General features: G+C 64.6%; 21 protein-coding genes. 17 read left to right on the forward strand and 4 right to left on the reverse strand.

The window, feature by feature from the left end; translation table 11 throughout:
- Positions 1-34: 34 nt before the first annotated feature.
- Positions 35-1,273: a hypothetical protein gene (locus tag IE053_RS11175; protein ID WP_189576002.1), complete on the reverse strand. Its 1,239-nt coding sequence runs from the start codon at positions 1,271-1,273 to the stop codon at positions 35-37.
- 201 nt (positions 1,274-1,474) lie between these two features.
- Here IE053_RS11175 and rpoZ point away from each other — a divergent pair, with 201 nt between their 5' ends.
- The 8 genes from rpoZ (at position 1,475) to era (ending at position 8,942) form a co-directional block, all read left to right on the forward strand.
- Positions 1,475-1,840 carry a DNA-directed RNA polymerase subunit omega gene (rpoZ, locus tag IE053_RS11180; protein WP_189576004.1) on the forward strand — a complete coding sequence of 122 codons (366 nt, stop codon included), beginning with the start codon at positions 1,475-1,477 and terminating at the stop codon, positions 1,838-1,840.
- 189 nt (positions 1,841-2,029) lie between these two features.
- Entirely contained in the window at positions 2,030-4,408 is a 2,379-nt protein-coding gene (locus tag IE053_RS11185) for a RelA/SpoT family protein (protein ID WP_189576005.1), read from the forward strand.
- Positions 4,408-4,989: an orotate phosphoribosyltransferase gene (pyrE, locus tag IE053_RS11190; RefSeq protein ID WP_189576955.1), complete on the forward strand. Its 582-nt coding sequence runs from the start codon at positions 4,408-4,410 to the stop codon at positions 4,987-4,989. The genes IE053_RS11185 and pyrE overlap by 1 nt, the downstream gene beginning before the upstream one ends.
- Positions 4,986-5,825 carry a pyridoxine 5'-phosphate synthase gene (locus IE053_RS11195; protein ID WP_189576007.1) on the forward strand — a complete coding sequence of 280 codons (840 nt, stop codon included), beginning with the start codon at positions 4,986-4,988 and terminating at the stop codon, positions 5,823-5,825. The genes pyrE and IE053_RS11195 overlap by 4 nt, the downstream gene beginning before the upstream one ends.
- Before the next feature lie 305 nt (positions 5,826-6,130).
- Positions 6,131-6,553 (forward strand): holo-ACP synthase, encoded by a 423-nt coding sequence (gene acpS / locus IE053_RS11200; RefSeq protein WP_189576009.1) that lies wholly within the window; start codon positions 6,131-6,133, stop codon positions 6,551-6,553.
- Positions 6,546-7,316, forward strand: coding sequence for a signal peptidase I (gene lepB / locus IE053_RS11205; protein WP_229786188.1), 771 nt, complete (start codon positions 6,546-6,548; stop codon positions 7,314-7,316). The genes acpS and lepB overlap by 8 nt, the downstream gene beginning before the upstream one ends.
- A complete protein-coding gene (gene rnc, locus IE053_RS11210; RefSeq protein WP_189576957.1) occupies positions 7,316-8,011 on the forward strand; it encodes a ribonuclease III in 696 nt (231 codons plus the stop codon). The genes lepB and rnc overlap by 1 nt, the downstream gene beginning before the upstream one ends.
- Positions 8,004-8,942 carry a GTPase Era gene (era, locus tag IE053_RS11215; protein ID WP_189576012.1) on the forward strand — a complete coding sequence of 313 codons (939 nt, stop codon included), beginning with the start codon at positions 8,004-8,006 and terminating at the stop codon, positions 8,940-8,942. Before rnc ends, era begins: the two co-directional genes overlap by 8 nt.
- On the opposite strand, the gene IE053_RS11220 is transcribed toward era, so the two are convergent.
- Positions 8,939-9,667: a hypothetical protein gene (locus IE053_RS11220; RefSeq protein WP_189576014.1), complete on the reverse strand. Its 729-nt coding sequence runs from the start codon at positions 9,665-9,667 to the stop codon at positions 8,939-8,941. The genes era and IE053_RS11220 overlap by 4 nt on opposite strands.
- A 75-nt stretch (positions 9,668-9,742) precedes the next feature.
- Here IE053_RS11220 and recO point away from each other — a divergent pair, with 75 nt between their 5' ends.
- The 5 genes from recO to IE053_RS11245 all read left to right on the forward strand — a co-directional run bounded on the left by recO (position 9,743) and on the right by IE053_RS11245 (position 16,651).
- Positions 9,743-10,465, forward strand: a complete 723-nt coding sequence (gene recO, locus IE053_RS11225; protein ID WP_189576015.1) for a DNA repair protein RecO — start codon at positions 9,743-9,745, stop codon at positions 10,463-10,465.
- A gap of 54 nt (positions 10,466-10,519) precedes the next feature.
- Positions 10,520-11,548: a tRNA dihydrouridine synthase DusB gene (gene dusB / locus IE053_RS11230; protein WP_189576017.1), complete on the forward strand. Its 1,029-nt coding sequence runs from the start codon at positions 10,520-10,522 to the stop codon at positions 11,546-11,548.
- 163 nt (positions 11,549-11,711) lie between these two features.
- On the forward strand, positions 11,712-13,925 hold the full coding sequence (locus tag IE053_RS11235; protein ID WP_189576019.1) for a sensor histidine kinase: 2,214 nt from the start codon (positions 11,712-11,714) through the stop codon (positions 13,923-13,925).
- Positions 13,915-15,312, forward strand: coding sequence for a nitrogen assimilation response regulator NtrX (ntrX, locus tag IE053_RS11240; protein WP_189576021.1), 1,398 nt, complete (start codon positions 13,915-13,917; stop codon positions 15,310-15,312). The genes IE053_RS11235 and ntrX overlap by 11 nt, the downstream gene beginning before the upstream one ends.
- Positions 15,313-15,388: 76 nt before the next feature.
- Positions 15,389-16,651, forward strand: coding sequence for a multidrug effflux MFS transporter (locus IE053_RS11245; RefSeq protein ID WP_189576023.1), 1,263 nt, complete (start codon positions 15,389-15,391; stop codon positions 16,649-16,651).
- On the opposite strand, the gene IE053_RS11250 is transcribed toward IE053_RS11245, so the two are convergent.
- Together IE053_RS11250 and IE053_RS11255 are read right to left on the reverse strand one after the other, a co-directional pair.
- On the reverse strand, positions 16,648-17,355 hold the full coding sequence (locus IE053_RS11250; protein ID WP_189576024.1) for a dienelactone hydrolase family protein: 708 nt from the start codon (positions 17,353-17,355) through the stop codon (positions 16,648-16,650). The two genes, IE053_RS11245 and IE053_RS11250, sit on opposite strands and share 4 nt — an antisense overlap.
- A gap of 49 nt (positions 17,356-17,404) precedes the next feature.
- Positions 17,405-18,190 (reverse strand): prepilin peptidase, encoded by a 786-nt coding sequence (locus IE053_RS11255; protein ID WP_189576026.1) that lies wholly within the window; start codon positions 18,188-18,190, stop codon positions 17,405-17,407.
- 252 nt (positions 18,191-18,442) lie between these two features.
- On the opposite strand from IE053_RS11255, the gene IE053_RS11260 reads away from it, so the two are divergent.
- Genes IE053_RS11260 through gspF form a run of 4 tightly spaced genes read left to right on the forward strand, consistent with a single transcriptional unit; the run spans position 18,443 to position 24,152 of the window.
- Positions 18,443-19,357 (forward strand): type II secretion system protein N, encoded by a 915-nt coding sequence (locus IE053_RS11260; RefSeq protein WP_189576028.1) that lies wholly within the window; start codon positions 18,443-18,445, stop codon positions 19,355-19,357.
- 6 nt (positions 19,358-19,363) lie between these two features.
- Positions 19,364-21,418, forward strand: coding sequence for a type II secretion system secretin GspD (gene gspD / locus IE053_RS11265; protein ID WP_189576030.1), 2,055 nt, complete (start codon positions 19,364-19,366; stop codon positions 21,416-21,418).
- Positions 21,418-22,941 (forward strand): type II secretion system ATPase GspE, encoded by a 1,524-nt coding sequence (gene gspE, locus IE053_RS11270; protein WP_189576032.1) that lies wholly within the window; start codon positions 21,418-21,420, stop codon positions 22,939-22,941. The genes gspD and gspE overlap by 1 nt, the downstream gene beginning before the upstream one ends.
- A complete protein-coding gene (gspF, locus tag IE053_RS11275; protein ID WP_189576034.1) occupies positions 22,938-24,152 on the forward strand; it encodes a type II secretion system inner membrane protein GspF in 1,215 nt (404 codons plus the stop codon). The genes gspE and gspF overlap by 4 nt, the downstream gene beginning before the upstream one ends.
- The last annotated feature ends 2 nt before the right edge of the window (positions 24,153-24,154 follow it).

A 24,154-nucleotide genomic window follows, 5' to 3' on the forward strand; every position in this document is an offset into this window, starting at 1 on the left:
GAAGCTGGCCCGGTGGGCGCAAGATGTCCAGCCGCTATTCGCGGATCGCCTGGCGCGCGCCCGACACGTTGTAGGCCGCGCCCGACCAAGGCGTCAGGGCGGGGGAGCCCTGAAGGAAGATGACCGCGTCATAGGCTTCCGCAGCACTGCCTTCGATGTCGACCGCCTGCACTAGTGCGAGGAAGCCGTCGGTCTTCATGAGGCGCTTGCCTTCTCGATACGGACTGTCCGGAAGGTCGAGCTCGACCAGAAGCCCGTCACTGTCCCCGAGTGCGCGCGCGATCTCGTCCGCCCCCCTGATCCGGGTCAGGTAGGGGTTGTCGAGATTCATCGGGAGGAGCGCGTAGGCTTCGCCAGCCTTGCCCTGCAAGACCGACGGCAAGCCTCGGGCGGGCATCATGGCGAAGCAGTCCGAAAGGCAGAGCGCAAGGATGGTGCCCACCGCATTCTCGAAAGGCCCTTCTTCGCCATTGAGCCTGCGCGCCAGCGGCTCATAGCCGTTGATGCGCACCTCAGCGCCGTGGCCGAGGCCCCATAGTCCGTAGAACTGCTGGTCGTGGGCATTCGGGAGGCCCATCAGGAGGTCGATATTGGGCAGGATGCTGTCGTAGCGGCGCCCGGTCATCTGGCGCCTGAAACCCTCTTCCATCAGCGCACGGTTGATGGCGCGGATCGCGCTCGTGCTGCCGAAACCCGGCGAGATATTCGATGCCATGGTGCGCAGCATTGCTGCGGCGTCCTCGGGATCCTGCGGACCGTCGATGCCAATGAAAACGATGCGGGAGTCCTCCGGGAGGGAATTGTTCAACGCCCGGATTTTCTGCAGCTTGGCGAAGAACTCCCTGTTGCCCCACTGCCGGGTGTCTTGTGCCCAGGCGTCGAAGACCGCGCGCGCAGCCGGCTCTTTTCCTTCGAGGACCAGCCGGTTGAATGCCTCGGCCTGGGCGGGCGTAAACTCGCCGAGATAGATCCTGAGACCCGTCTTCTCGCGCAGGTGGGTCAGCAGGGCGAGGTCGAGGTCCTGCATCGCCGCGTATCCATGGATTTCGGAGAGGAGGAACAGGCTGTGCTCGTAGAAGGGCCTGCCGAACCGCAGGCCGGCGTCCTCGCGCTCGAGGTCGAGCGGCACGGCATTTTCGGAGAGATAGTGCCGGGCCTTGCCCGCGGTCAGGGAATCCTTGGCCACGGGGATCAGCGGGAAGAGAAGAAGAGCGGCGGTGCTGAGAAGGACGAAGATGCCCGACCATCTGAGCAAAGAAAGAAGCGATCGCATCGGGGTCCTGCCGAACTCTTTCCGGTAAAGGATCGCACGCGTCGGGCCCCGCCTGCAAGGGGCGGGCAGAGCGGGACCCAGCCTGTCGAAGCTTTCATGCCGGAGGCACGGGCGCCAGGCGGGCAGGGGCGGCAGCAAGGCCTTGCGTTTGCGGGATGTTCGGCGTAGAGGCGCGAGCTTCCCGGATTTCTTGGAGACCCTATGGCGCGCGTCACCGTCGAAGACTGCATTGAAAAGGTCGACAACCGTTTTGACCTCGTCCTTCTCGCTGCCCACCGTGCGCGCATGATCGCTTCGGGCGCCCAGCCGCTGGTCGACCGCGATCGCGACAAGAACCCGGTCATCGCCCTGCGCGAGCTGGCGGCCGACAAGATCACCGCCGATGAGATCAAGGAAGACCTCATCACGTCGCTCCAGACCCAGCTCGATGTCGACGAGCCCGATGAGGCCGAAGGCGTTGCCGCCGAGAAGGCCGACCTGCCCGAGCACGACAAGGTGTCGGAAGACGACCTGCTGCACGCCCTGCAGCAAAGCGGCATGGCGCCGCTCTCGCCGTCGAACAAGTGAATGGCGGCCAGCGCGTTCTAGCGCTGATTGCGACAGCATTCCTGGGCGGGACCGCCACCGTGGCGGCGCTCGGCATGACAGGGGCCCTCAAGGGCCCCTTTTTGCTGCTCTTGGCTGCGTCGTCGCTTGCGGCGCTGGTGGCGGTGCAGGCGCTTGCTTCGCGGTCGCGAAAGCGCGACATCAGGGACAATGGCCCAACCCACGACCCCAAGCCCGGAGATCACCATTGAGACGCAGGGTGCATCTGCGCCGCAAACCGATGCGAGCGCACGCGCAAAGGCTCAACAGGACACGCCGGAAACGCGCGTTCCTGCGGTTGCGCAAGCTCCAAAAGAGGACCCGGATCTTCCGGGTGATGCTACGCCGGGTCACCCGCCGCCGCCGATAGGCAAGACGCCGAACGTCACCCGCCAGTACGAGCTGGTGGAGTTCGTCAGGTCCTACGACCCCGACCTCGACGAGGACCTCCTGAACCGCGCCTATGTCTTCGCGATGAAGGCCCATGGCGGGCAGATGCGCCAGTCGGGCGATCCCTATTTCAGCCACCCGGTGGCCGTGGCTGCGATCCTCGCCGACCTGAAACTTGACCCGGTCACCATCGCCACGGCGCTCCTTCATGACGTGGTAGAAGACACCGACGTCACCGTGCAGGATATAGCCGAGCTTTTCGGCGACGAGGTGGCCCAGCTCGTCGATGGCGTCACCAAGATCTCGACAAAGGAGCTGCCCGCCGATGTCGACGGCAAGGCAGAGAACTTCGGCAAGTTCATCCTTGCCACGTGCAAGGATGTCCGTGTGCTGCTGGTCAAGCTGGCGGACCGCCTGCACAACATGCGGACGCTGCACCACACGAAGCCGGAAAAGCAACAACGCATCGCCCTCGAGACGATGGAAATCTACGCGCCTCTCGCGCGGATCATCGGTATCGAGAGGTTCCGCGAGGAGCTCGAGGATCTGAGCTTTTATTATCTCCGCCCGGATGATTACGCTGCGATCACTGCGGGTCTCAAGCAGGTGACCGAACGCTCCGTCTCCGACGTGATTGCGCTCAGCCAGACCCTGCGGTCGGAGATCGAGAAGGCAGGCATCGAGGCAGAGATCTACAGCCGGGAGAAACGGGCCTTCTCGATCTGGCGGAAGATGCAGCGCAAGAAGCAGCTGTTCGAAGAGCTGGCCGACATCTACGCCTTCCGGGTGATCGTTCCGACCGAAGACGACTGCTACCGGGCGCTTGGCGTGATCCACCAGAACTACCGGATGATCCCTGGCGAGTTCGACGACTATATCTCGACGCCGAAGCCCAACAACTACCGTTCGATCCACACCGCGGTTCTTCTGTCCAAGGACAAAAAGGGCCAGAAGGCGGAGATCCAGATCCGGACCAAGGAGATGCACGAAGCCGCCGAACGCGGCATTGCTGCGCACTGGAAATACAAGGACGCGAGCACGAGGGCCCAGGGCAAGACGGTCGAGCTCAAGGGTTCTGAGAACTACAACGACTACGAATGGCTTCGCCAGACCGTATCGTCGCTGGAATCCGGGGGCAGTGCCAGCGAACTTCTCCAGACCGCGAAGCTCGAATTCTATCGCGACCAGATTTTCTGCTTCACGCCGCGCGGACGGGTCATCGGCCTGCCGGTCGGCGCATCGCCTATCGACTTTGCTTATGCTCTGCACACAGATATTGGTGACACCTATTCGGGCGCAAAGGTCAACGGCATCCTGCGCCCGAACCGGCACCAGCTGAAGAACGGCGACGTCGTCGAGATCCTGCGAACCAAGGACGCGCCGATACCGCAGGGCTGGGAGTCCTTTGCCGTCACCGGGTCGGCCAAGCTTCGTCTGCGCCGCAGGACCAAGGACCTTGCGCTCAAGGAGCAACATGCCCTGGGCGAGCGGATCATCCGCAACACTTTCAATGTCCATGATGTTCCGTACTCGCCCGATGCCGTGCGCGAGGCGGCCAAGCGGATGGGGTTCCGCGGGCTGAAACCCCTGCTGGAAGCCGTCGGGCGTCTCGAAGTCGCCGATACGGCGGTCTTGGACGAGGTCTATCCGAACCTGCGCGCGGGCCAGAAGGCGCAACGCCGCCCGATCGAGCCGGGCAAGGACGTCGGCAAGCAGACCATCTCGATCGAGGGCCTCAGCAAGGGCGCTGCGCTCGCGTTCTGCCAGAGCTGCCGCCCGCTTCCGGGTGAGCGGATCATCGGTGTCAAGGGCGAGGGCGGGCGCATTCGCGTGCACCGGATTGACTGCCAGCTTCTTGCCGAGCAGGACGACAGCGACTGGTTGGACCTCAGCTGGCGAAACGATCCGGATGCGGCCTTTGTTGTCGAGGTTGTGGTGACAGTGACCAACCGCACGGGCGCCATCGGGCACATCGGTTCGCTGCTTGCGAAATACGAGGCGGACATTCACGACCTCAGGGTCGAGAACCGCGAAGTTCAGTTTTCTGACCTTCGCGTCGAATTCGCGGTGCGCGACGCGCGCCATCTGGCCAATGTGATGACTGCGCTGAGAGGCTCCGACTTCGTCGTGAGTGCCGAGCGCTCGGAAGGTGTGAAATGATGACCAAGGACGAAGTGCTGAAGATTTTCGAGGAGTGCGGCGCGCTCCTGAAGGGGCATTTCGTGCTGTCGTCGGGGCTGCACGCGGACACCTATCTCAACAAGGCGCTGGTGAGCCGCTTCCCCGAACCCACCGAGCGCCTGGGCCGGGCGCTGGCCGAGATGATCGCGACGCTGGACGAGAAACCCACGGCCGTGGTCGCCCCTGCCATGGGTGCCATCCTTTTCGGATACGAAACCGCGCGGGCGATGGGCCTGCCGTTCATGTATACGGAGCGCGAAAACGGGGAATTTACCTTCCGCCGCGGCTTTGGCCTCGAAGACGGGCAGAAGGTGATCGTGGTCGAGGATATCGTCTCCACCGGGCTGTCGGCGCGGGAATGCGTGGACGCGGTGAAGAAGGAGGGCGGTGTGCCGCTGGCCGTGGCGTGCCTCATCGACCGTTCGGGCGGCAAGGCGGACCTCGGCGTGCCGCTTCTTCCGCTGGCGGAGCTTTCGATCCCCACCTATGATCCCGACAACCTCCCTGAGCACCTGCGGAATGTACCTGTTGTGAAGCCCGGCAGCCGGGGCGTGAAATGAGCGACGAGCGCGGAGGCAACCCTTGGGCCAAGACGGGCTACCCGCGTGCGGAGGCCTTGAAGGAAGGCAATCCGGCAAAAGATGCGCCGCCCTGCAGGCTGGGCGTCAATATCGACCACGTGGCGACGATCAGGAATGCGCGCGGGGGGTCACACCCTGATCCTGTGCGCGCCGCGAAGCTGGCGCAAGCCTGTGGCGCCGATGGCATCACGGCGCATCTGCGCGAGGACCGGCGGCATATCCGTGACGACGACATGCAGCGGTTGAAGGACGAGGTCGGCCTGCCGCTCAATTTCGAGATGGCGGCGACGCCGGAAATGGTGGAGATCGCTGTACGGACGGAACCGCATGCGGCATGTCTCGTGCCAGAGCGCCGGATGGAGCGGACGACCGAAGGCGGTCTCGACCTCGTTGCCAGCCGGGCGTATCTGGAACCTGCGATCGAGCGGCTGAAGGATGCGGGCATCCGCGTCTCGCTGTTCATCGATCCTGAGGAGGACCAGATCCGCACGGCCGCCGATCTCGGCGCGCCTGTGATCGAGCTGCACACAGGCACCTATGCCGAGGCGGCGCTGGCGACCGACAAGAAGGCGCTGACCGAGAGCTTCGATGCGCTGCGGAAGGGCGCGGAGCTCGCCCATGAGCTTGGGATCGAGGTCCATGCCGGACACGGCCTCACCTTCTGGAATGTCCAGAACATCGCGGCGCTGCCGCAGGTCCGTGAGCTGAATATTGGCCACTTCCTGATTGGCGAGGCGGTGTTCATGGGCCTCGACGGCGCGATCAAGGAGATGAAGCGGCTGATCGCCGATGCGCGGACGGGGATGCTGCTTTGAACAGGGTCGTCCGCTTGGGGCTTTACATCCTGGTTGCAACGCCCGCGGCGATCTTTGCATGGCTTTGGAACGGGCTAGGCTGCCACCCGGTAGAACCCGATAGAGTGGGAATGATTATCGTATCGGTAGCATTCTACGGCATTCCGATCTCGTTCATTTCTGGATTGATTGTCACGGCCTTGTTTGCACTTCGTCCGCTCGTGTCTTGGCTAGCGCTTGCTGATCTGGGCCTGCTTCTTCCGCTCGCTCTCGCGGTGGCCGGCCAGGTCCGGCTGGGATGCTTACTAGGCTAGGGTAGGGTTCACATGATCATCGGCATCGGCTCCGACCTCATCGATATCCGCCGGGTGGAGAAGACCCTCGAACGCCATGGCGAGCGTTTCACCCATCGGGTCTTCACCGAGGTCGAGCGGGCGAAATCGGATAGGCGGCGCAACCGGGCCGCGAGCTATGCGAAACGGTTCGCCGCGAAGGAGGCCTTGTCGAAGGCGCTTGGAACAGGTCTGAGCCAGGGCGTGTTCTGGCGCGACATGGGCGTGGTGAACCTGCCGTCAGGCAAGCCGACCATGAATCTCACCAATGGCGCGCGTGCCCGGCTCGATGCCCTGACACCGCCCGGACACGAGATCGAGATTCACCTCACCATTACGGACGACTTCCCGCTGGCGCAGGCGTTTGTCATCCTCTACGCGAGTGCGGTGAGTGAAAGAGGTCCTGCGAATGTCTGAAGGCCAAGAGCAGCGTTCGGTGCGCGTGATGCTGGAGGAGGCGTGGGACGTCTCGAAGACCGTGGTGATCGCCGTCGGCATCACCCTGTTCGTGCGGTTCTTCTTCATCCAGCCGTTCAACATCCCCTCGGCGTCGATGGAGCCGACGCTGATGACCGGCGACTTCATCCTCGTGGACAAGATCGACTACGGGTATTCCAAGGCCTCGCTTATCTTCCCGCTGACACGGCTGCCGCTGGAAGGCCGGATGTTCTCCGACATGCCCCAGCGCGGCGAAGTCGCGGTGTTCAAGAACGCCAACGACCGGAACAAGGACTACGTGAAGCGCATTGTCGGCCTGCCCGGCGATACGATCCAGGTCATCGGCGGCGTGCTGCACGTGAACGGCCAGGCGGTCACCCGGGAGCCGATCCCCGATCCTGAAACCACCTGCGAAGGCTATAGCCCGCAGGCCCGGCGCTATCGCGAGACCCTGCCCGGCGGTCCGACATACATCGTCCAGGAATGCGACGGCAATCGCGGCGCAGCGGACAACACCGCGCCGAAGAAAGTGCCTGAAGGCCACTATTTCGCGATGGGCGACAACCGCGACCGCAGCCTCGACAGCCGGTCGACGACCGTGAATTTCGTGCCCCATGACGCGCTCGTGGGACATGCGCGCCGCGTGATATTCTCCGTGGACGGAGATAAAGCCCGCTTCTACGAGGTCTGGAAGTGGCCCTTCGCGATCCGCTATGAGCGCATTGGTGACAAGGTAGAATGATGACGAAACGACGCGCCTCCCTCGACAGCGTCGAAGAGGCGGTTGGACACAGCTTCGCCCGCCGGGAGCTTCTCGAGCGGGCGATGACGCATTCAAGCGTGTCCTCCGACAATGTGAAAGATCTCGAGCGGCTGGAATTCCTGGGCGACCGGGTGCTGGGCCTGCTGACGGCGGAGAATCTCTGGCGCCGCTACCCGGACATGAGCGAGGGCGAACTCGCGCCGCGACTGAACCAGCTCGTCCGGAAAGAGACGTGTGCGGACGCAGCGCGGCATTTCAACCTGGGACCGGCCCTGAAGATGTCTGCCGGTGAGGAGAACAATGGCGGCCGCGACCGCGACGCGATCCTTGGCGATGCGATGGAGGCCCTGCTCGGCGCACTCTATATCGATGGCGGGCTGGAGGCGGCGGAGCGGGTTTACGATATGTACTGGGGCAAGCATTTCGATGCCATTGCCGACCAGCACCTCGACGCCAAGACAGCCTTTCAGGAATGGTCGCAAGCCCATGGCCATGGCACTCCCAGCTATGCCGATATCAAACGCCGGGGCCCGGATCATGCGCCGTGCTTCACGGTCGAAGTGCGTGCAGGGAAGCTGAAACCCGAGCAGGCCGAAGGCTCGTCCAAGCGCGATGCACAGACGGCTGCGGCCAGGAAGATGCTCGTGCGCGAGGGGGTATGGTCCGATGACTGACCAAGCTCAGAAATGCGGCGTCGTCGCGGTTCTCGGCGCACCCAACGCAGGCAAATCGACATTCGTCAACCTGATGGTCGGGGCCAAGGTCTCGATCGTCACGCACAAGGTGCAAACGACCCGCGCACGGATCAGGGGCGTTGCCGTCCACGACGACACGCAGATCGTCTATGTCGACACGCCGGGGATCTTCAACGCGAAGCGCGGCCTCGACAAGGCAATGGTCACGGCTGCCTGGGACGCTATCGAGGGTGCCGACGAGGTGCTGCTTCTGGTGGATGCGCCCGCCTATCTCTCGACCATGAACGAGGATGCGAGCCCTGCAGCGATGAAAGCCGCGGAGGATACCGACCGGATCATTGCCGGTCTGAAGGAGGCGGGCAAAAAGGCAGTCCTTGTCCTGAACAAGATCGACCGGATGCCGCGACCGCCGCTTCTCCATCTCGCCAAGGTGCTCAACGAAGAAGGCCTTTTCACCGAGACCTTCATGATCTCGGCGAAGAAGAAGCGTGGCACGGAGGACCTGCAGAAATGGCTCGTGGAGCGGATGCCGGAAGGCCCGCATCTTTACCCGGAAGACCAGCTTTCCGACATCAACGACCGGATGATGGCGGCGGAGATCACGCGGGAGAAGCTCTTCCTGCGCCTGCATGAAGAGCTGCCCTACAGCCTGACCGTCGAGACGGACATGTGGGAGCGGACCAAGCGCGGCGAACTGCGCCTAGAGCAGACGATCTACGTCGATCGCGACAGCCAGAAAAAGCTGGTGCTTGGCCATAAGGGCCGCACCATCGCCCATGTCGGCAAGACCGCGCGGGAGGAGATGCAGGAGATCTTCGGCGAGACCGTGCACCTCTTCCTCTACGTCAAGGTGCGCGAAGGATGGGCGGATGAGAAAGAACGCCTGCGGAATATGGGGCTCGACGTCTAGCTGGCCTGCAGCGCAACGTAGATCCCCGGTATGGCGATGGCGAGAGCACTGGCGACCGCTGTGGTAACAAACGATACCAGCGCGAACAGGACAGCCTTCAGCACACGCCTGAAGCTTGAAGAACCGACGATACCGCCCCGGTAGGCAGTGGCGGCGTCGAGCGCCATGGCGGTGAGATAGCTGAGAGCGAGGTACAGCAGGGACTCCCCGAAACGGGGCGCCAGGAACAGCGACAAGACGCTGAACGTCATGCTGGGAACGATCGAGAGCATGTAGAGCCGCATGCGGACCAAAGCGGGGGTTCCCTTGCCCCAGACCCGGACCACCAAGGACACAAGCCCGTGGCAGATGATGTACACGAAGGGGATGGACGCTGCATAAAGCGCGACGATCCGGTTGGCGATATCGACTGCCTCTTGCTCAGTGCGCCCGGTCTCATCGGAGGACGCAAGGAGACCTTCGATCATGGCCTGGACCATCGGTGAGTCGTCGCCCGCCCAGATGAAGCTGAAAAAGGCCATCACCGTCAGGATCGAAAAGACGAGGCGGATCGAGGGTGTGTAGCGCTCCTCCCAGTCAGGAGAGCGTGCCGCTTCGAACACGGCCTTTGGCCGGACAAGGAGATCCCTGATCGTGCCGAGACCACGAATGTTGAGCCCGAAAAGGTCTTCGACGAAAGAGTCGAGTCCGAGCTGGTGTGGGGCCTTGAGCGCCGTTTCGGACATCGTTCCCCCCTGCGTGCGTGCCTTTCTCGCTGCGCGAGCCTATACCAGCCTGAGTCAAAATGGGAGAACGCCACGATGGACTGGCGTGACCGCGCGATCGTCCTTGCCAACCGGACCCAGGGCGAGAACCACAGCCTGCTGACGGTTTTCACGCCGCAGCGCGGCAAGGTGTCCGCGCTCGTCTATGGCGGCCAGGGCAAGGGCAAGACGCCGATCCTGCAGACCGGAAACGGCATCGAGGTCCGCTGGCGGGGCAAGTCCGCCGATAGCCTCGGGCATTTTGACATCGACCTTATGGAGCCCAGGGCCTCTGCGGTGTTCGGGGACCCGAAAGCCCTGTCGGCTCTCACAGCGACGGCGGAGCTCCTGCTTCATGTCCTGCCCGAAGGGGAGGGCGTGCCGGGACTGTTCGAGGCAACCGAGGTGCTTTTCGACACCTTCGGCGAGCGGAGGATCTGGCCCGTGGTGCTGGCGAAGTGGGAGGTGGGGCTGTTGTCCGCGCTAGGCGGCGGGCTGACGCTCGACCGCTGCGTGGCGACGGACAGGCGTCTGGAGGACGGTGCGGAGCTCTGTTTCGTCTCGCCGAAGTCTGGCGGGGCGGTGAGTTACGAAGCCGGCCTTCCGTATAAGGACAAGATGCTTCCCCTTCCGCCCTTCCTGATCGACATGGGCGAGCCGACCGAGGGCGACGTGAAAGCGGCCCTCGCGCTGACCGGTTACTTCGTGACCGAGCGCCTGCTTGCGCCGATAGGCCGGACGATGCCGGAAGCGCGCGAGAGGTTGCCGGGGCGGCTCTAGCCCCTGACCGAGCGAAAACGTGCGTTTCGCGCTGTTCTGCGCTATGCGCGCGCGATGCTTCAGATTGGCCCTCACACCGTCGACACGCGTGTCCTGCTGGCGCCGATGTCCGGGATCAGCGACCTGCCGTTCAGGCAGGCGGCGCAGGCGGCTGGCTGCCCGTATGTCGTCACCGAGATGGTGGCCTCGGAAGAGCTGACCCGTGAGCGGCCGGACGTGGTGCTGCGCGCCGCCATGGATGACAGCGAGCACCTGAAGGTCATGCAGCTCGCCGGGCGTGAGGCACGGTGGATGGCCGAAGGCGCGAAGGTCGCCGAGGCGATGGGCGCCGAGATCATCGATATCAACATGGGCTGTCCCGCGCGCAAAGTGACCGGGCTTCTCTCAGGCTCGGCATTGATGCGCGATCTCGACCACGCGGAAAGCCTGATCCGGGCGACAGTGGATGCCGTCTCCGTACCTGTGACGCTGAAGATGCGCCTTGGCTGGGACTGGCAGAGCCTCAACGCACCGGAACTGGCACAGCGGGCGGAGGCCGCGGGGGTGAAGCTCCTCACCGTGCACGGGCGCACGCGGTGTGATTTCTACAAGGGCACTGCGAACTGGCGCGCCGTGCGGGAGGTGAAGGAGGCGACCTCGCTGCCCCTCGTGGTCAATGGAGACATCGAAACCGTGGAACATGCCCGCGAGGCGATGGCGCAGTCCGGCGCGGATGCCGTGATGGTCGGGCGCGCCGCCACGGGACGGCCCTGGCTGCCCGCCGCGATGGACACGGCACTACGGGACGGCAGCGAGATGGTGCCGCCAAGCTTCGAAGAGCGGGGCCGGATGGCGATCGAGCAGTATGAAAAGACTGTCACACTCTACCGGGAGGGACACGGCCAGAGCCCTGAACTCGGCGAAGCGCTGGGTGTGCGCATGGCGCGGAAACACCTCGCGGCGCTTGTCGACGTGACGCCGGAATTCCCGGATGAGGCGAAGTCCCGAGCCAAGGCAAACCTTTGCTCAGAGACCGATCCCGCTAAGGTGCGCGCGATATTGGAGCGGCTCTTCGGCCCTGCGCGCGATAAAGCCGCTGCGTGACGACGGTCTGGCGCATGGAAATGGTTACCTCTTGATCAACGATCACGAAAATGCGAGTAATGCCGTTACAGGGAAACGGCAGGTGCTAGGCCAGCGCGTAGACAGGCCGAAGGGCGGGACGACGGAGGGGCAACCGTCGCCCGCCCGCCTTATCCGGACAATCATGGTCGGCATCATCGCGATCGTGGCGGCGAGCGTGCTTGCCTATTTCGTGGCCGGCAGCGTCCCGATCGAAGAGATCAGTGGCCTGCCCGTGCCGATCCCCATGATTTTCGCCCTGATGACCGGCGTGGCCTTCGTCTTGGCAGTGCTTGTCCTCGACAGGTTGTGGGAGCTCTGGCGGACACAGAGGGAGCGGCTGTCGGGTGCGAAGATGCACCGCAGGCTGGCCCTTCTTCTGTCCGTGGTCGCCCTGTTTCCCGCTGCCGTGGCCTTTACCCTGACCGGTGCAATGATGGGCACGCTGGCCGATGAATTCTTTGTCGAGCGGATCGAGACCTCGTCCAGCGTCGCGCGGAACCTCGCCAATGCGTATGCGGACAGTGTGTCTCGGGAGATGGGCTTCAACATCCTGATCGCCGAGAGAGAGCTGTCTCGTGCGATGAGTGGAGGGGTCCGCCCGGACACGGCGCCGATCGGCTACCGCAAGTATCTCAGTGGTCTTGCCACGCTCTACCGCTTCGGAGAGCTGACCCATATCGGGCCAGAAGGGAAAGTCATAGTACGGACGACAGTGAGCAACATGCCCCCGCAGCCGCTGCCTCCGCAGTCGTTCCTGACCGCTGATTCCGGTGTCGAGAACGTCGCGCGGGTGAGCTTCGGCGCCGTCGACCAGGACACGCTCAATGTCTGGTTCATCGTCATCCCGATAAGGGGCGGGGCAGACGGTTATCTCGTGGGCTATCGCGCTGAAAACCCGGTGATCGCCCATGAGCTGGTCGCGGTGCGGGAGTTCAGGGACGCGAACCGGGCCCTCCAGACCAGGGTTATGCAGCTCTCTTCGGTCGCCAATGGTGGCTTCTTGCTTTTGTCCGTGGTCCTTCTTCTGGGCGCGGCGCTGGTCGGGCTGATCGTGGCGAATGCGATCGTCAACCCGATCAGGCGGCTGGCGACCGCCGCCGACAGGGTGTCGGCCGGCGACCTGACCGGGCGGGTCGAGGTCAAGCGCCGCGACGGCGAGCTGGGCGATCTCGGCAAGGCGTTCAACGACATGACCGAAAGGCTGGCGCAACAGCGCGAGGAGCTGATCGCCGCCAATGAGGATGCCGAGAACCGTCGTCTCTTCATCGAGACCATGCTGGCGGTGATCCCGGCCGGGGTCATCAGCGTCAACAGCGACGGGGAGATCGGCGTCGCCAACCCCGCCGCCTCTCGCATCCTGGGACAGGATCCGCAGGAACTGCTCGGCAAGCGGATCGATGACGTTATCCCGCCGATCGCCCGGCTTTTCGACATGACCAAGAAGACCGGAAGGCGGAGCCGCGAAAGCCTCGAATGGGGCGAAGGGGGCAGCGTCCGTTCCCTGATCGTCGAGATCTCCCCCGAGACCGATCCGGGCGAGGACTCGCCCGGCTACGTCATCACGATCGAGGACATCACGGAGCTCGTCACTGCGCAGAGGACTGCCGCCTGGGCTGATGTCGCGCGGCGGATCGCGCACGAAATCAAGAACCCGCTGACGCCGATCCAGCTTTCGGCGGAACGCCTGCGCCGCCGCTACGCCAAGGACCTCGAAGGAAGGGACCGCGAAATCTTCGATCAGTGCACGGCGACGATCGTCAAGCATGTCGGCGATATTGGCCGCATGGTGACGGAGTTCTCGAGTTTTGCGCGGATGCCCGAGCCGATCATGGCGAAGAACGACCTGCGCGAGCTTGCGCGCGAGGCTGTCTTCCCCTTCACCGTCGCCAATCCCAATGTAACCTATGACGTTCAGTTGCCGGATCATCCTGTCGAAGTGCTGTGCGATGGCCGCCTGATCGTCCAGGCACTGACCAATCTCATCAAGAACGCCACCGAGGCGATCACCGAGGACGAGACGGTCGAGGATGGCCGGGTCGAGGTCGAGGTGATCGAGGAGCGCTCCGGCGTCCGGGTCGAGGTCCGGGACAATGGCCGCGGCCTGCCCGACAAGCTGCGCCACCGCCTGACCGAGCCCTACATGACGACCCGCGAGAAGGGGACCGGCCTTGGCCTCGCCATCGTGCGCAAGGCGATCGAGGACCATGACGGTTCCTTCGAGATCCGCGACCGCGAAGGAGGAGGGGCCGTTGCGTCTCTTTTCCTGCCCCGCTTGCAATCTGCGGTCGATCCGGGACAAGAGACCGTGACTGATGAGCAACACAAGCCGGAGGAGCCAGCGCTTCATGGCCATTGACGTCCTCATCGTTGACGACGAGCCGGACATCCGGGACCTGATCGCGGGTATTTTCGAAGACGAGGGCTTCGCGCCCTACACCGCGGCGAACAGCGACGAGGCGTTCGAGGCCGTGGCGAAGCGGCCGCCAGCCCTCGTGATCCTCGACATCTGGCTACAGGGATCGCGCCTCGACGGGCTTGGCGTGCTGGAGGAGCTGAAAGCGCTGCACCCCGGCCTCCCAATCGTCATCATCTCCGGCCACGGCACGATCGAGACCGCGATCGCGGCGATCAAGAAGGGTGCCTACGACTTCCTCGAGAAGCCGCTCTCGGCCGAGCGGCTGATGCTGACCGCGCGCAGGGCGCTGGAACGGGCGCAGCTGCAGCGGGAGAACCGTGCCCTGAAGGAGAAGAGCCGCGAGCTGACGCTGATCGGCAAGAGCCCGGTGATGGCGCAGCTGCGCGCGTCGATCGACCGGGTGGCGCAGGCACGGAGCCGGGTCCTCATCGAGGGGCCTGTCGGCTCCGGCAGGGAGCTGGTTGCCCGCACGATCCACGCGCGTTCGGATCGTGCGTCACGTCCCTTCGTTGTCGTCGCGGCTGCTGCAATCGAACCCGATCATATGGAAGAGGCGCTCTTCGGCATCGAGGGGGAGGATGGCCGGCCGCGGCAGATCGGCCTTCTCGAACAGGCCCACGGCGGCACGCTCCTGTTCCAGGAAGTCGGCGACATGCCGATCGAGACCCAGAGCAAGATCCTGCGCGTCCTGATCGACCAGTCCTTCCGCAGGGTTGGCGGCAATAATGCGGTCAATGTCGACGTGCGTATCATTTCAACGTCATCGGAGGACCTGCTCGAGGCTTCGGAGATGGGCACGTTCCGCAAGGACCTCTATCACCGCCTCTCGGTCGTTGGCCTCAAGACCCCGTCGCTCGGCTCGCGGCGCGAGGACATCCCTGCGCTGGCGTCCTTTTTCCTCGAGCAGCTTTCGGGAGGCTCGCCCGAGCGCGCGCCGGTGCTGGCGCCGGACGCGCTGGCGGCCCTGCAGGCCTATAACTGGCCGGGCAATGTCCGGCAGCTGCGCAACGTCCTCGAGCGAACCCTCATCATGGTCGGCCGCGGCGAGGGGCGGGAGATCAGGATCGAACACCTCCCCGACGAGATCATCGGCGCAGGCCCTGCCCTGCCTGCCGGGCCTGAAATGGAGCAGATCATCGCGCTGCCCTTGCGGGAGGCGCGGGAGCGGTTCGAGCGGGAATACCTGCTCGCGCAGATCGGACGCTTCGGCGGCAATATCTCGCGCACCGCAGGTTTTGTCGGCATGGAGCGCTCGGCGCTGCACCGGAAGCTCAAGGCGCTCGGCATCGGCACGAAGGACGCAAAAGAGAAATCCGCCGCTTCCTGACGCCGCGACGCTGCAGATGGGTGCGCCCGCCGCGCTTCCGGGCTATCTCGACAGTCCGTCCTGAGAGCCCACAGCCATGTCGAGCGTCACGCGCGCAGCCCCCGAAGCGCCGAACAGGAACCTGATCGCCGGGCGCGTCGGGCGGGCCGAGTTCATCGTCGTCATCGCCGCCCTGATGGCGCTCAACGCCTTCGCGATCGACATCGTCCTGCCTGCCTATCCCGAGCTGGCGCAGGCGTTTTCCGTCACCGACGAGACCGACGTGGCGATGATCCTCGTTACCTACATCCTGGGTTTCAGCGTGGGACAGCTCGCCTTCGGGCCGATTGCGGACCGCTATGGCCGGCGCGCGCCGCTTTTCGTCGGCATGGTGCTTTATGCTCTCGCTGCGATCGGCGTGCTCATGACCGCAGATTTCACAGCTGTCCTCCTCCTCAGGGCGCTTCAGGGCGTCGGCGCCGCAGCGACGCGAGTCATCGCCCTCGCGGTGGTCCGTGACACAATGAAGGGCCGCGAGATGGCGTCCCTCATGAGCCTCGTCATGATGGTCTTCATGGTGGTGCCCATCTTTGCGCCCATGGCCGGGGAGGGGCTGCTGATCGTCAGCGGCTGGCCGGGGATCTTCTGGGCCATGGCGCTGAGCGCGATCGCGCTTCTGGCGTGGTGTGCCGTCAGGTTGCCAGAGACGTTGAAGCCTGAATACCGCCGGGACCTCTCGGCACGGACGATCGTCAATGGTTTCGGCGCCATCCTGCGCATCCGGCTGGTGGCGGGCTATTGCGCGGCCACGGCCTTTTTCTTCAGCGCACTGTTCGCCTTTCTCACCGTGGCGCAGCCGCTCTATGTCGGCGTCTATGGCCTCGACCGGACCTTCACGATCGCCTTCGGGGCAGTTGCCGCGCTGATGGCGGTGACCTCGATGGTAAATTCACGGCTCGTCCACAAGCTCGGCGCGCGTCGGCTGTCCCATGGCGCGCTCATCGCCTTTACGGCGCTGTCAGGGGTGCTCACGCTCTTGTCGTTCGGCGGTAACCCGCCCTTCTGGCTGTTCATGACGCTGATGGCGCTTCTGTTTCCCCTGCTCGGGCTGATCGGCGCCAACCTCAACGCCATTGCGATGGAGCCGCTCGGCGAAGTGGCGGGATCGGCGTCCGCGATCCTCGGCTTCCTGCAATCCGCAGTGGCCGGGCTGATCGGCGCCTTCATCGGTAGCCTGTTCGATGACCAGGTCGTCGTGCTGGCCGCAGGCTTCACGATTGTCAGTGGCCTGTCGGTGCTGTCGATCTGGTGGGCGGAAGAGGGCAAGCTCTTCCGCGCACCGAATGCAGGCGAAGCCTAGGCGAACAGTCTGTCCACGAAGTGATCGAAGACGTGATAGCTCCGGTCGCGGGCGAAGGCGTCGAATTTCAGGCCCATCTCCGGCGCGTTCGCGTCTTCGTTGGTGAAGGCGTGGGCGACGCCGCCAAAGGTGTAAAGTTGCCAACGGGCCCTGCGCTCTGTCATTTCATGGCCGAAGGCGAGGAGCTCGTCCGGCCCGGCCATCGGGTCATCGAAACCCTGGAAGGCGATGACCTCTGCTTCGATCTTGCCGGAGCCTGGATTCTCCGGTTTGCCGAGGATGGCGTGGAACGCGGCGACGCCTTTCACGCTGGCGCCGGTCCTCGCCATGTCGAGGACGCAAAGCCCGCCGAAGCAGAACCCGGCCGCGGCGATTTTGCCGGCGTCGACCTCATCCTGGGCTGCAAGGGCATCGAGGGACGCGCGGAGCCGGGTCTGGAGCCGCTCTCGGTCCTGGACCAGCGGCGTCATCAGCTTCTCGTTTTCTTCATTGCTGTTCCCCCGGACGCCTCTGCCGTAGACGTCGCCGGCCATGGCGACATAGCCGCGGCCTGCGAGGCGTTCAGCGAAGTTCTCTTCATGCGCGTTGCGTCCACCCCAGGCGTGGCAGACGAGGACAGCGCCCTTGGCAGGGCCTGAGGGGGTGAAAAGCTTGCCCTCGAAGGTCTGGTCGTCGGTGTTCCATTCGACGAGACGGCTGGTCATGGCGTGATCCTCCTTGTTGTCCGCTTGGGAGCCAACTGGCCCCGGCGGGTCAGGAGGCAAGGGCCAGCGGCTCGCCGATGGCATACACAAGCGCGATGGCGCCTGCGAGATAGGGTCCGAAGCGGAGTTCTGCCGTCATTGCCCGCTCTTTCTGGCCGAGCACCATCCCTGCGACTGCGGCGAGCAGGCCGGAGAGGCTGGCGACCAGCAGGATAACTGGCAGGGCATAGGCCCCGCACCACGCGCCGCCTGCCGCGAGGAGTTTCACATCGCCGCCACCGAGCCCGTCACGATGGCGGAAGCGCTTGTAGAGTGTCGCAAGGAGCCAGAGCCCGCCGCCGCCTATGGCAGCACCAAGCGCGGCTTGAAGCGGCCCGGTTCCTCCTGGCAGGAAGGACGCGGCAAGCCCGAGCGCCAGCAGCGGCCATGTCAGGGCATCGGGGAGGTATCCCGTCTCGGCATCGATCACGGCAAGCGCGAGAAGCAGGAAAAGGAGAACCGCCATCGCGGCAGCATCGGCGCTCACGCCATGCCGCCAGACAGCGAGGGCGAGAATCGCGCCGCCCGCGATCTCGACCAGGAGGTGGCGCAGGCCGATCGCGGCGCCGCAGGCTCTGCATGTCCCGCGCAGGGCTATATAGCTTGCCACGGGCACAAGTTCGTGGGCTGACAGCTTGCGGTGGCAATTTTCGCATTGGGATGCAGGGAAGGCGAGACCTGCGGGCCTGTCCGCCGATTCGACGAGACCCCACTTCCTGGGACCGCGGCTGATGACGACATTCAGGAAGCTGCCGAGGATTGTCCCCAGAAGCAGCGCAATCGTGACAGCCGCCATGCTGGACATTCCTCGCTCGCAAACCGCAGGTACACCCGGATCGCCGGGACCTTACGCCGGCAAGGTGCCGGGTCTACGGTTAACAGCCCGCTACGCCGCCGCCCGGCGAAACCGGCGTCCCGAGGGCGTTTCGTCCGATGACCGCACCATCGGCCGGTCGGCGGGTGCCTTAAGGCTAAAAATCCAAGCGCCGTGCGGTTTTTGCGCGTGTCTCGGTTACGCAAACCTAATCGTTATCTTATTGTGTTGTGGGTGGTCTCTGCGCCCATTGCTCTTAGTGTGGGCGTGCAGGCGCGCACCGGCGAGCGTGCGCGGCAGGACAAAAAGGGGATTGCAGTGCTGGGGCGGCAAGTGCCTGAAAGCCAAGGCAGAATGAATGGTGCGGCTTTTGTCGCTGCGCTCGTCGCTGTCGTGCTGCTCGCCTTGGCGCTCGTCGATCTGGTGCTCGCGATCATCTCTCCCATCAGTGCCGATGTGCGGCTGAACGAGCAAAAGCGGCCTGAACAGGGCCTCGCCTACGACCTCTCCGTGCTGACTGACGGAAATATTTTCGAGGGCGCGCAGCCTTCGGCCAGCGGCCCTCTCGTCCTCGAGGAAGAGCTGCCGGTCACGACCCTGCAGCTCAAGCTGAAAGGCACGTTCCCGAGCCGCGAGGAGGGGGGCCTCAGCACCGCGATCATCGAAACCCCCGGTGGCCAGCAGCAGCGCTTTGCCGAGGGCGACCAGGTGGTCCGCGGTGTGACCCTCGAGAAAGTCCAGGACTGGCGCGTCATCATCAGCCGCAATGGCACCCGCGAGGCGCTTCTCTTCCCGAGCCGACCCGAGTTGCAGCAGGAAGGCGGCGAAGGCGCGCCCGATCCCTCCTTCGCGAACCCGCAGGGCGATGCCGTACCGATCGACGTCGCTGATTTCGTGGCTACGATGCCGATGCGTGGCCAGACCATGGGCGAGATCTTCGGACCGGCTCTTGGTGTCTTCGACCGTCAGGGCATCAGGCCCCGCGACCTCCCGCTCGCCGTCAATGGCGAACCCATCACGGCCGCCTCCGCGGACTGGCAGGCCATCCTGGACCAGGCCGCCGCCGATGGCAGCTTCATCCTCACCGTCCAGCGTGACGACAAGCAGGAAGACATCATCCTGACCTTGCCGGACGGAATGCAATTCTGAGGTTCTATGCGTACACTGCTCAAAGGCCTTCTCGCTTCGTCAGTCCTCGTCCTTTCGGGGACCGCTGCGGCACAGAACGGCCTCGCCAGCCTCAACTACGAAGACGCCGACCTGAAGGTGGTCGCGGCGGAGATCGCCGAGCGGACGGGCTTCAACTTCATCCTCGACCCGCGGCTGTCTGGCCGGGTGAACATCATCTCGCCGCCCGGCGTGACCATGACCCCGGAGGAAATCTTCGAAGTCTTCCTCGCGACTCTCCAGGTCAACAACTTCACCGCCGTCCCGGCCGGTGACAGGACCTACAAGATCGTCCCGATCGAGCAGGGCAGCCGCGATGCCGGCCCCGTCGGCAATGGCGAGCTGCAGGGCGCAACGGTTACCCGGATCTTCCCGCTGGACAATGTCGATGCCCGCAACGCGGCAGGCTCCCTCCGTGGGCTGATCGGCCCGCAAGGCCTGATCCTTCCGGTTGCTGAGAGCAACTCGCTCATTGTCGTGGACACAGGGCGCAATGTCGAGCGTGTGCGCCAGATCATCCGTACGGTCGATGTCGACGACACGGTGGTCAAGACCGTCCGCCTCGAGAACGCCGATGCGACGAGCGTCGCCGAAACCCTCGACCGCCTGAATGCGCCGGGTAATGGCGAGAACCGCGGCGGTCGGCTTGAGGTCATTCCCACGGTCGCGACCAACCAGCTCGTTCTGCGCGGTACTGCTCGCCAGATCGCCCGTGTCCTGCCGATCGTGGAGGAACTCGACCGCACTGGCGGGGTTCGCGGGAACTTCGACGCGATCTATCTCAACCATGCCGATGGCGAGGAGCTGGTGCCGATCATCACCCAGCTTATCACCGGGCAAGCAGCACCAGCCGGTGAAGGCTCCGCCGCGGCGCCGAGCAATGGCGGCCCGATCGTCACCTTCCACCAGCCGACCAATGCGATCCTCGTCAACGCCTCGCCCGAAGCCCAGCGGACGATCCGCCAGCTCGTGTCGCAGCTCGACATTCGCCGTCCGCAGGTGATGATCGAAGCCATCGTGGTCGAAATAGCCAACAACACGGCGCGGGAGCTGGGCGTGCAGTATCTCTCCGGGGGCGACGGCCTTCCGGTCACCGCGGCAAGCTTCACGGACACCCGGCCCAATCTTCTCTCTGCGGCGGGCGCGGCCTACTTCCTTGCCGAGGACACGGACCAGACCTTCACGCGCGAAACACTGCCGGACGGAACGACGCGCGACGTGCCGGTCCAGAACCGCGACCCGAATGTCGCGGCGATCTCGGGCCAGCTTGTCACCGCGGCGGTGCAGGACCTCCTGAGCTTCAACGGCTTCCTCGCGGGCTTCGGCGACGTCACCGATGATGGCGGCGTGTACGGCGTCCTTCTCTCGGCGATCCAGTCGGACAGCCGCTCGAACGTCCTCTCCACTCCTTTCACCATGGCCCTCGACAACACCCCTGCGCGCCTCCAGGTCGGCCAGGAGATCCCGGTCGTCACAGGCGAGGCAGTGGGGACGGATTTCCAGGGCGGCTTCCGGAACATCGAGCGCCAGGATGTCGGTACGATCCTCGAGGTGACGCCGCAGATCAATGACGGCGACGCCGTCACCCTCAAGATCAAGCTGGAAGTCAGCTCCCTGACGGCCTTCACCGCCCAGTCCGACAGCCCGATCCTTCAGAAGTCGGTGACGGAGCAGGAACTGACGGCCGACAACGGCCAGATCATCGTGGTCGGCGGGCTTGTCGACAACGACCAGCGCAACACGGCGACCAAGGTCCCGCTGCTCGGCGACATCCCGCTTGTCGGGAACCTGTTCAAGGGCCAGAGCCGATCGGAGGAGGAGACCACGCTGATGGTCTTTATCCGTCCCACGATCGTCCGTGATGCCCGTGATGCGGATGCGGTCACGGCAAGGAAATACGATTTCGCGCGGCAGCGCCAACTCCGTGCCGAACGCCGCAAGGAAGGGCCTTCGCGCCTCGACCGCGTGAACGAAGAACTTATCGGCACCAACGGTAGCTACGTCGTGCCAGGCACCACGTCGGGCGGAGACCAGAGCAACTGATGAGCGAAACCGCGACCATCGACACTCCGCACACCGAAGACGTGCCGCGCTTTGCCTATGCTTTCGCGAAAGAACAGGGCCTGATCCTGCTGGAGAGCGAGGGCAGCGAGGCCGTGATCGGTCGCCGGGAAAGCGATGAAGCGCTTGCCCCCATGGTTCTTGTCGAGGCGCGCCGCGCCGCCGGGAAGCCTGTGCGCTTCGAAACCCTGCCGCATAAAGTGTTCGAGCGCCGGTTGTCCGAGATCTACTCCGTCGAGGGCCTGTCTGCCGCGACATTCGAGGAAGATGATGGGGTCGAGGATCTCTCCACCCTCGCGGAAGGCCTGCCCGAGACAGCCGACCTTCTCGATACCGAGGATGACGCGCCGGTCATCCGCCTCATCAATGCGCTGGTGGCCGAAGCGATCAAGACCCGCGCATCCGACATTCACGTCGAGCCCTACGAAACCGCGCTTTCCATCCGGCTACGGATCGACGGCGTGCTGCGCGAGGTGCTGAGCCTGCCGCAGAAGCTGACGCCCGTGCTGACCAGCCGGGTGAAGGTCATGGCCCGCCTCGACATCGCCGAGAAGCGCGTGCCGCAAGATGGCCGGATCTCGCTGGCCATGGGCGGCCGGCTGGTGGATGTGCGTGTGTCGACGCTGCCCAGCCGTTTCGGCGAGCGGATCGTTATGCGCCTTCTCGACAAGGAGCAGGCGCAGCTCGACCTCGATGCTCTTGGGATGCCGCAGGCCCTGCGGGACCGTTTCGAGAAAGTGCTCCGTAAGCCGAACGGGGTGATCCTCGTCACCGGCCCGACGGGGTCGGGCAAGACGACAACTCTTTATGCCGCGCTGACGTTGCTGAATGATCCCGGTGTCAACATCCTCACCGTCGAGGACCCTGTCGAATACGCGCTCGAAGGTATCGGCCAGACCCAAGTGAACAACAAGGTCGGGATGAGCTTCGCCACCGGACTGCGTGCGATCCTCCGTCAGGACCCGGACATTGTCATGGTCGGCGAAATCCGTGACGTGGAAACGGCGCAGATCGCCGTGCAGGCTTCGCTGACCGGCCACCTCGTCCTCTCGACGATCCACACCAACTCGGCCATCGGCGCCGTGACGCGCCTGCGCGACATGGGCGTCGAGCCATTCCTCCTTTCACCGACGATTGCCGGTGTGCTGGCCCAGCGGCTCGTCCGGCGCCTTTGCGACCACTGCAAGGAGCCCTACAGCCCCGACAAGCTCGAGCGCGATATGCTCGGTATACAGAAGGGCGACGTACGGGAGATCTACCGGCCCAAGGGCTGTCCGGCCTGCAACGGCACCGGCTATGAAGGCCGGGTCGGCCTCTACGAGCTGGTGGTGGTCGGCGAAGACCTGCGCAAGCTGATCCACGATGATGCCGGGGAACAGGAGATGCGCGCCGTCGCCTTCCGCGACGTGCCGACCCTCGCCGAGAGCGGCTACCAGCATGTGATCGAGGGCAGGACCTCGCTCGCTGAAGTCCTGCGTGTGGTGCAGGAGCAGGAGGCGCCGTGACCGCGTTCCGCTACGAGGCTGTCGACGCCGCGGGCAGGAAGAAACGCGGCACCGTCGAGGCGGAGAACCTCCGCCGTGCACGGAGAGAAGTGATTGCCTCGGGCCTCACGCCCCTCTCGGTGGGCGAGGCGCAGGAGCGGGCCTTCATCCAGATCCGCCGCGGGCCGCCGCCGCCGAAGAAAGCCGATGTGATTGCCGCGACGCGCCAGCTTGCCACCCTCGTCGAAGCGGCGATGCCCCTTGAGGAGGCACTCGCCGCCGTCGCGCAACAGATGGAAGGCACGGTCATGGCACGGGTCCTGACAGCCGTGCGCGGACGGGTGATCGAAGGCTGGCGCATGAGCAAGGCGCTGGGCGAGCATCCCAAGGCCTTCAGCCCGCTCTATCGCGGCATCGTTGCCTCGGGCGAGACGTCGGGCGATCTCGGCGCAGTCCTCTCGCGCCTTGCGGATATGCAGGAGCGCAACCAGCAGATGGCGCAGAAGGCGCAGCAGGCGCTCATCTATCCGGCCTGTATCTTCGTCGTCGCCATCGGTGTCGTCTGGGCCCTGATGAGTTTCGTCGTGCCGCGCATGGTCGAGCAGTTCAGCCGCATGGACGGCGTCGAGCTCCCCCTGCCGACTCGGCTCGTGATCGGCGCGTCGGAGTTCATCACCAACTGGGGCTGGCTGGCGGCATTGATCGTTCTGCTGATGGGCGTTGGCTATTGGCAGGCGAGGAAGCGCGAAGGGGCACGACTCCTGCTCGACCGCTGGACCCTGAAGGTTCCCGTGCTCGGCCCTCTCATGCGGGAGCTTGATGCCGCGCGTTTCGCCCGGACGCTGTCGACACTCTTCGCAGCAGGCGCGCCGCTTCTCGAAGCGCTGGAGGGCGCCCGCCGGACACTGACCAACAGCTATATCCAGAAGGAAATCGGCACCGCCGTGAACGCCGTCCGCGAGGGCGCGAGCCTTGCTGTCGCGATCCGCCGGGCGGCAGTGTTCCCGCCCATCATGGCCTCGATGATCGCAGCGGGTGAGCGTTCGGGCGCGCTGCCGGACATGCTCTCGCGCACGGCGACCCAGATGGAGGGGAGCTTCGAGACGGCTACGGCAACGGCGCTTCGGCTTCTGGAACCGGCGGTCATCGTGCTTCTCGGCTTGATTGTCATGCTTATTGTCTTGTCGATCATGCTACCGATCCTGCAGATCAATAACATGGCGCTCGGATAACA

It is taken from the genome of Parvularcula lutaonensis (genome assembly GCF_014651915.1).
Lineage (GTDB): Bacteria > Pseudomonadota > Alphaproteobacteria > Caulobacterales > Parvularculaceae > Parvularcula > Parvularcula lutaonensis.

Coding starts and splice junctions, on each gene's coding strand:
- IE053_RS11175 (WP_189576002.1), bottom strand. CDS start 1,273: ATGCGATCGCTTCTTTCTTTGCTCAGATGGTCGGGCATCTTCGTCCTT.
- rpoZ (WP_189576004.1), top strand. CDS start 1,475: ATGGCGCGCGTCACCGTCGAAGACTGCATTGAAAAGGTCGACAACCGT.
- IE053_RS11185 (WP_189576005.1), top strand. CDS start 2,030: ATGGCCCAACCCACGACCCCAAGCCCGGAGATCACCATTGAGACGCAG.
- pyrE (WP_189576955.1), top strand. CDS start 4,408: ATGACCAAGGACGAAGTGCTGAAGATTTTCGAGGAGTGCGGCGCGCTC.
- IE053_RS11195 (WP_189576007.1), top strand. CDS start 4,986: ATGAGCGACGAGCGCGGAGGCAACCCTTGGGCCAAGACGGGCTACCCG.
- acpS (WP_189576009.1), top strand. CDS start 6,131: ATGATCATCGGCATCGGCTCCGACCTCATCGATATCCGCCGGGTGGAG.
- lepB (WP_229786188.1), top strand. CDS start 6,546: ATGTCTGAAGGCCAAGAGCAGCGTTCGGTGCGCGTGATGCTGGAGGAG.
- rnc (WP_189576957.1), top strand. CDS start 7,316: ATGACGAAACGACGCGCCTCCCTCGACAGCGTCGAAGAGGCGGTTGGA.
- era (WP_189576012.1), top strand. CDS start 8,004: ATGACTGACCAAGCTCAGAAATGCGGCGTCGTCGCGGTTCTCGGCGCA.
- IE053_RS11220 (WP_189576014.1), bottom strand. CDS start 9,667: ATGTCCGAAACGGCGCTCAAGGCCCCACACCAGCTCGGACTCGACTCT.
- recO (WP_189576015.1), top strand. CDS start 9,743: ATGGACTGGCGTGACCGCGCGATCGTCCTTGCCAACCGGACCCAGGGC.
- dusB (WP_189576017.1), top strand. CDS start 10,520: ATGCTTCAGATTGGCCCTCACACCGTCGACACGCGTGTCCTGCTGGCG.
- IE053_RS11235 (WP_189576019.1), top strand. CDS start 11,712: ATGGTCGGCATCATCGCGATCGTGGCGGCGAGCGTGCTTGCCTATTTC.
- ntrX (WP_189576021.1), top strand. CDS start 13,915: ATGGCCATTGACGTCCTCATCGTTGACGACGAGCCGGACATCCGGGAC.
- IE053_RS11245 (WP_189576023.1), top strand. CDS start 15,389: ATGTCGAGCGTCACGCGCGCAGCCCCCGAAGCGCCGAACAGGAACCTG.
- IE053_RS11250 (WP_189576024.1), bottom strand. CDS start 17,355: ATGACCAGCCGTCTCGTCGAATGGAACACCGACGACCAGACCTTCGAG.
- IE053_RS11255 (WP_189576026.1), bottom strand. CDS start 18,190: ATGGCGGCTGTCACGATTGCGCTGCTTCTGGGGACAATCCTCGGCAGC.
- gspD (WP_189576030.1), top strand. CDS start 19,364: ATGCGTACACTGCTCAAAGGCCTTCTCGCTTCGTCAGTCCTCGTCCTT.
- gspE (WP_189576032.1), top strand. CDS start 21,418: ATGAGCGAAACCGCGACCATCGACACTCCGCACACCGAAGACGTGCCG.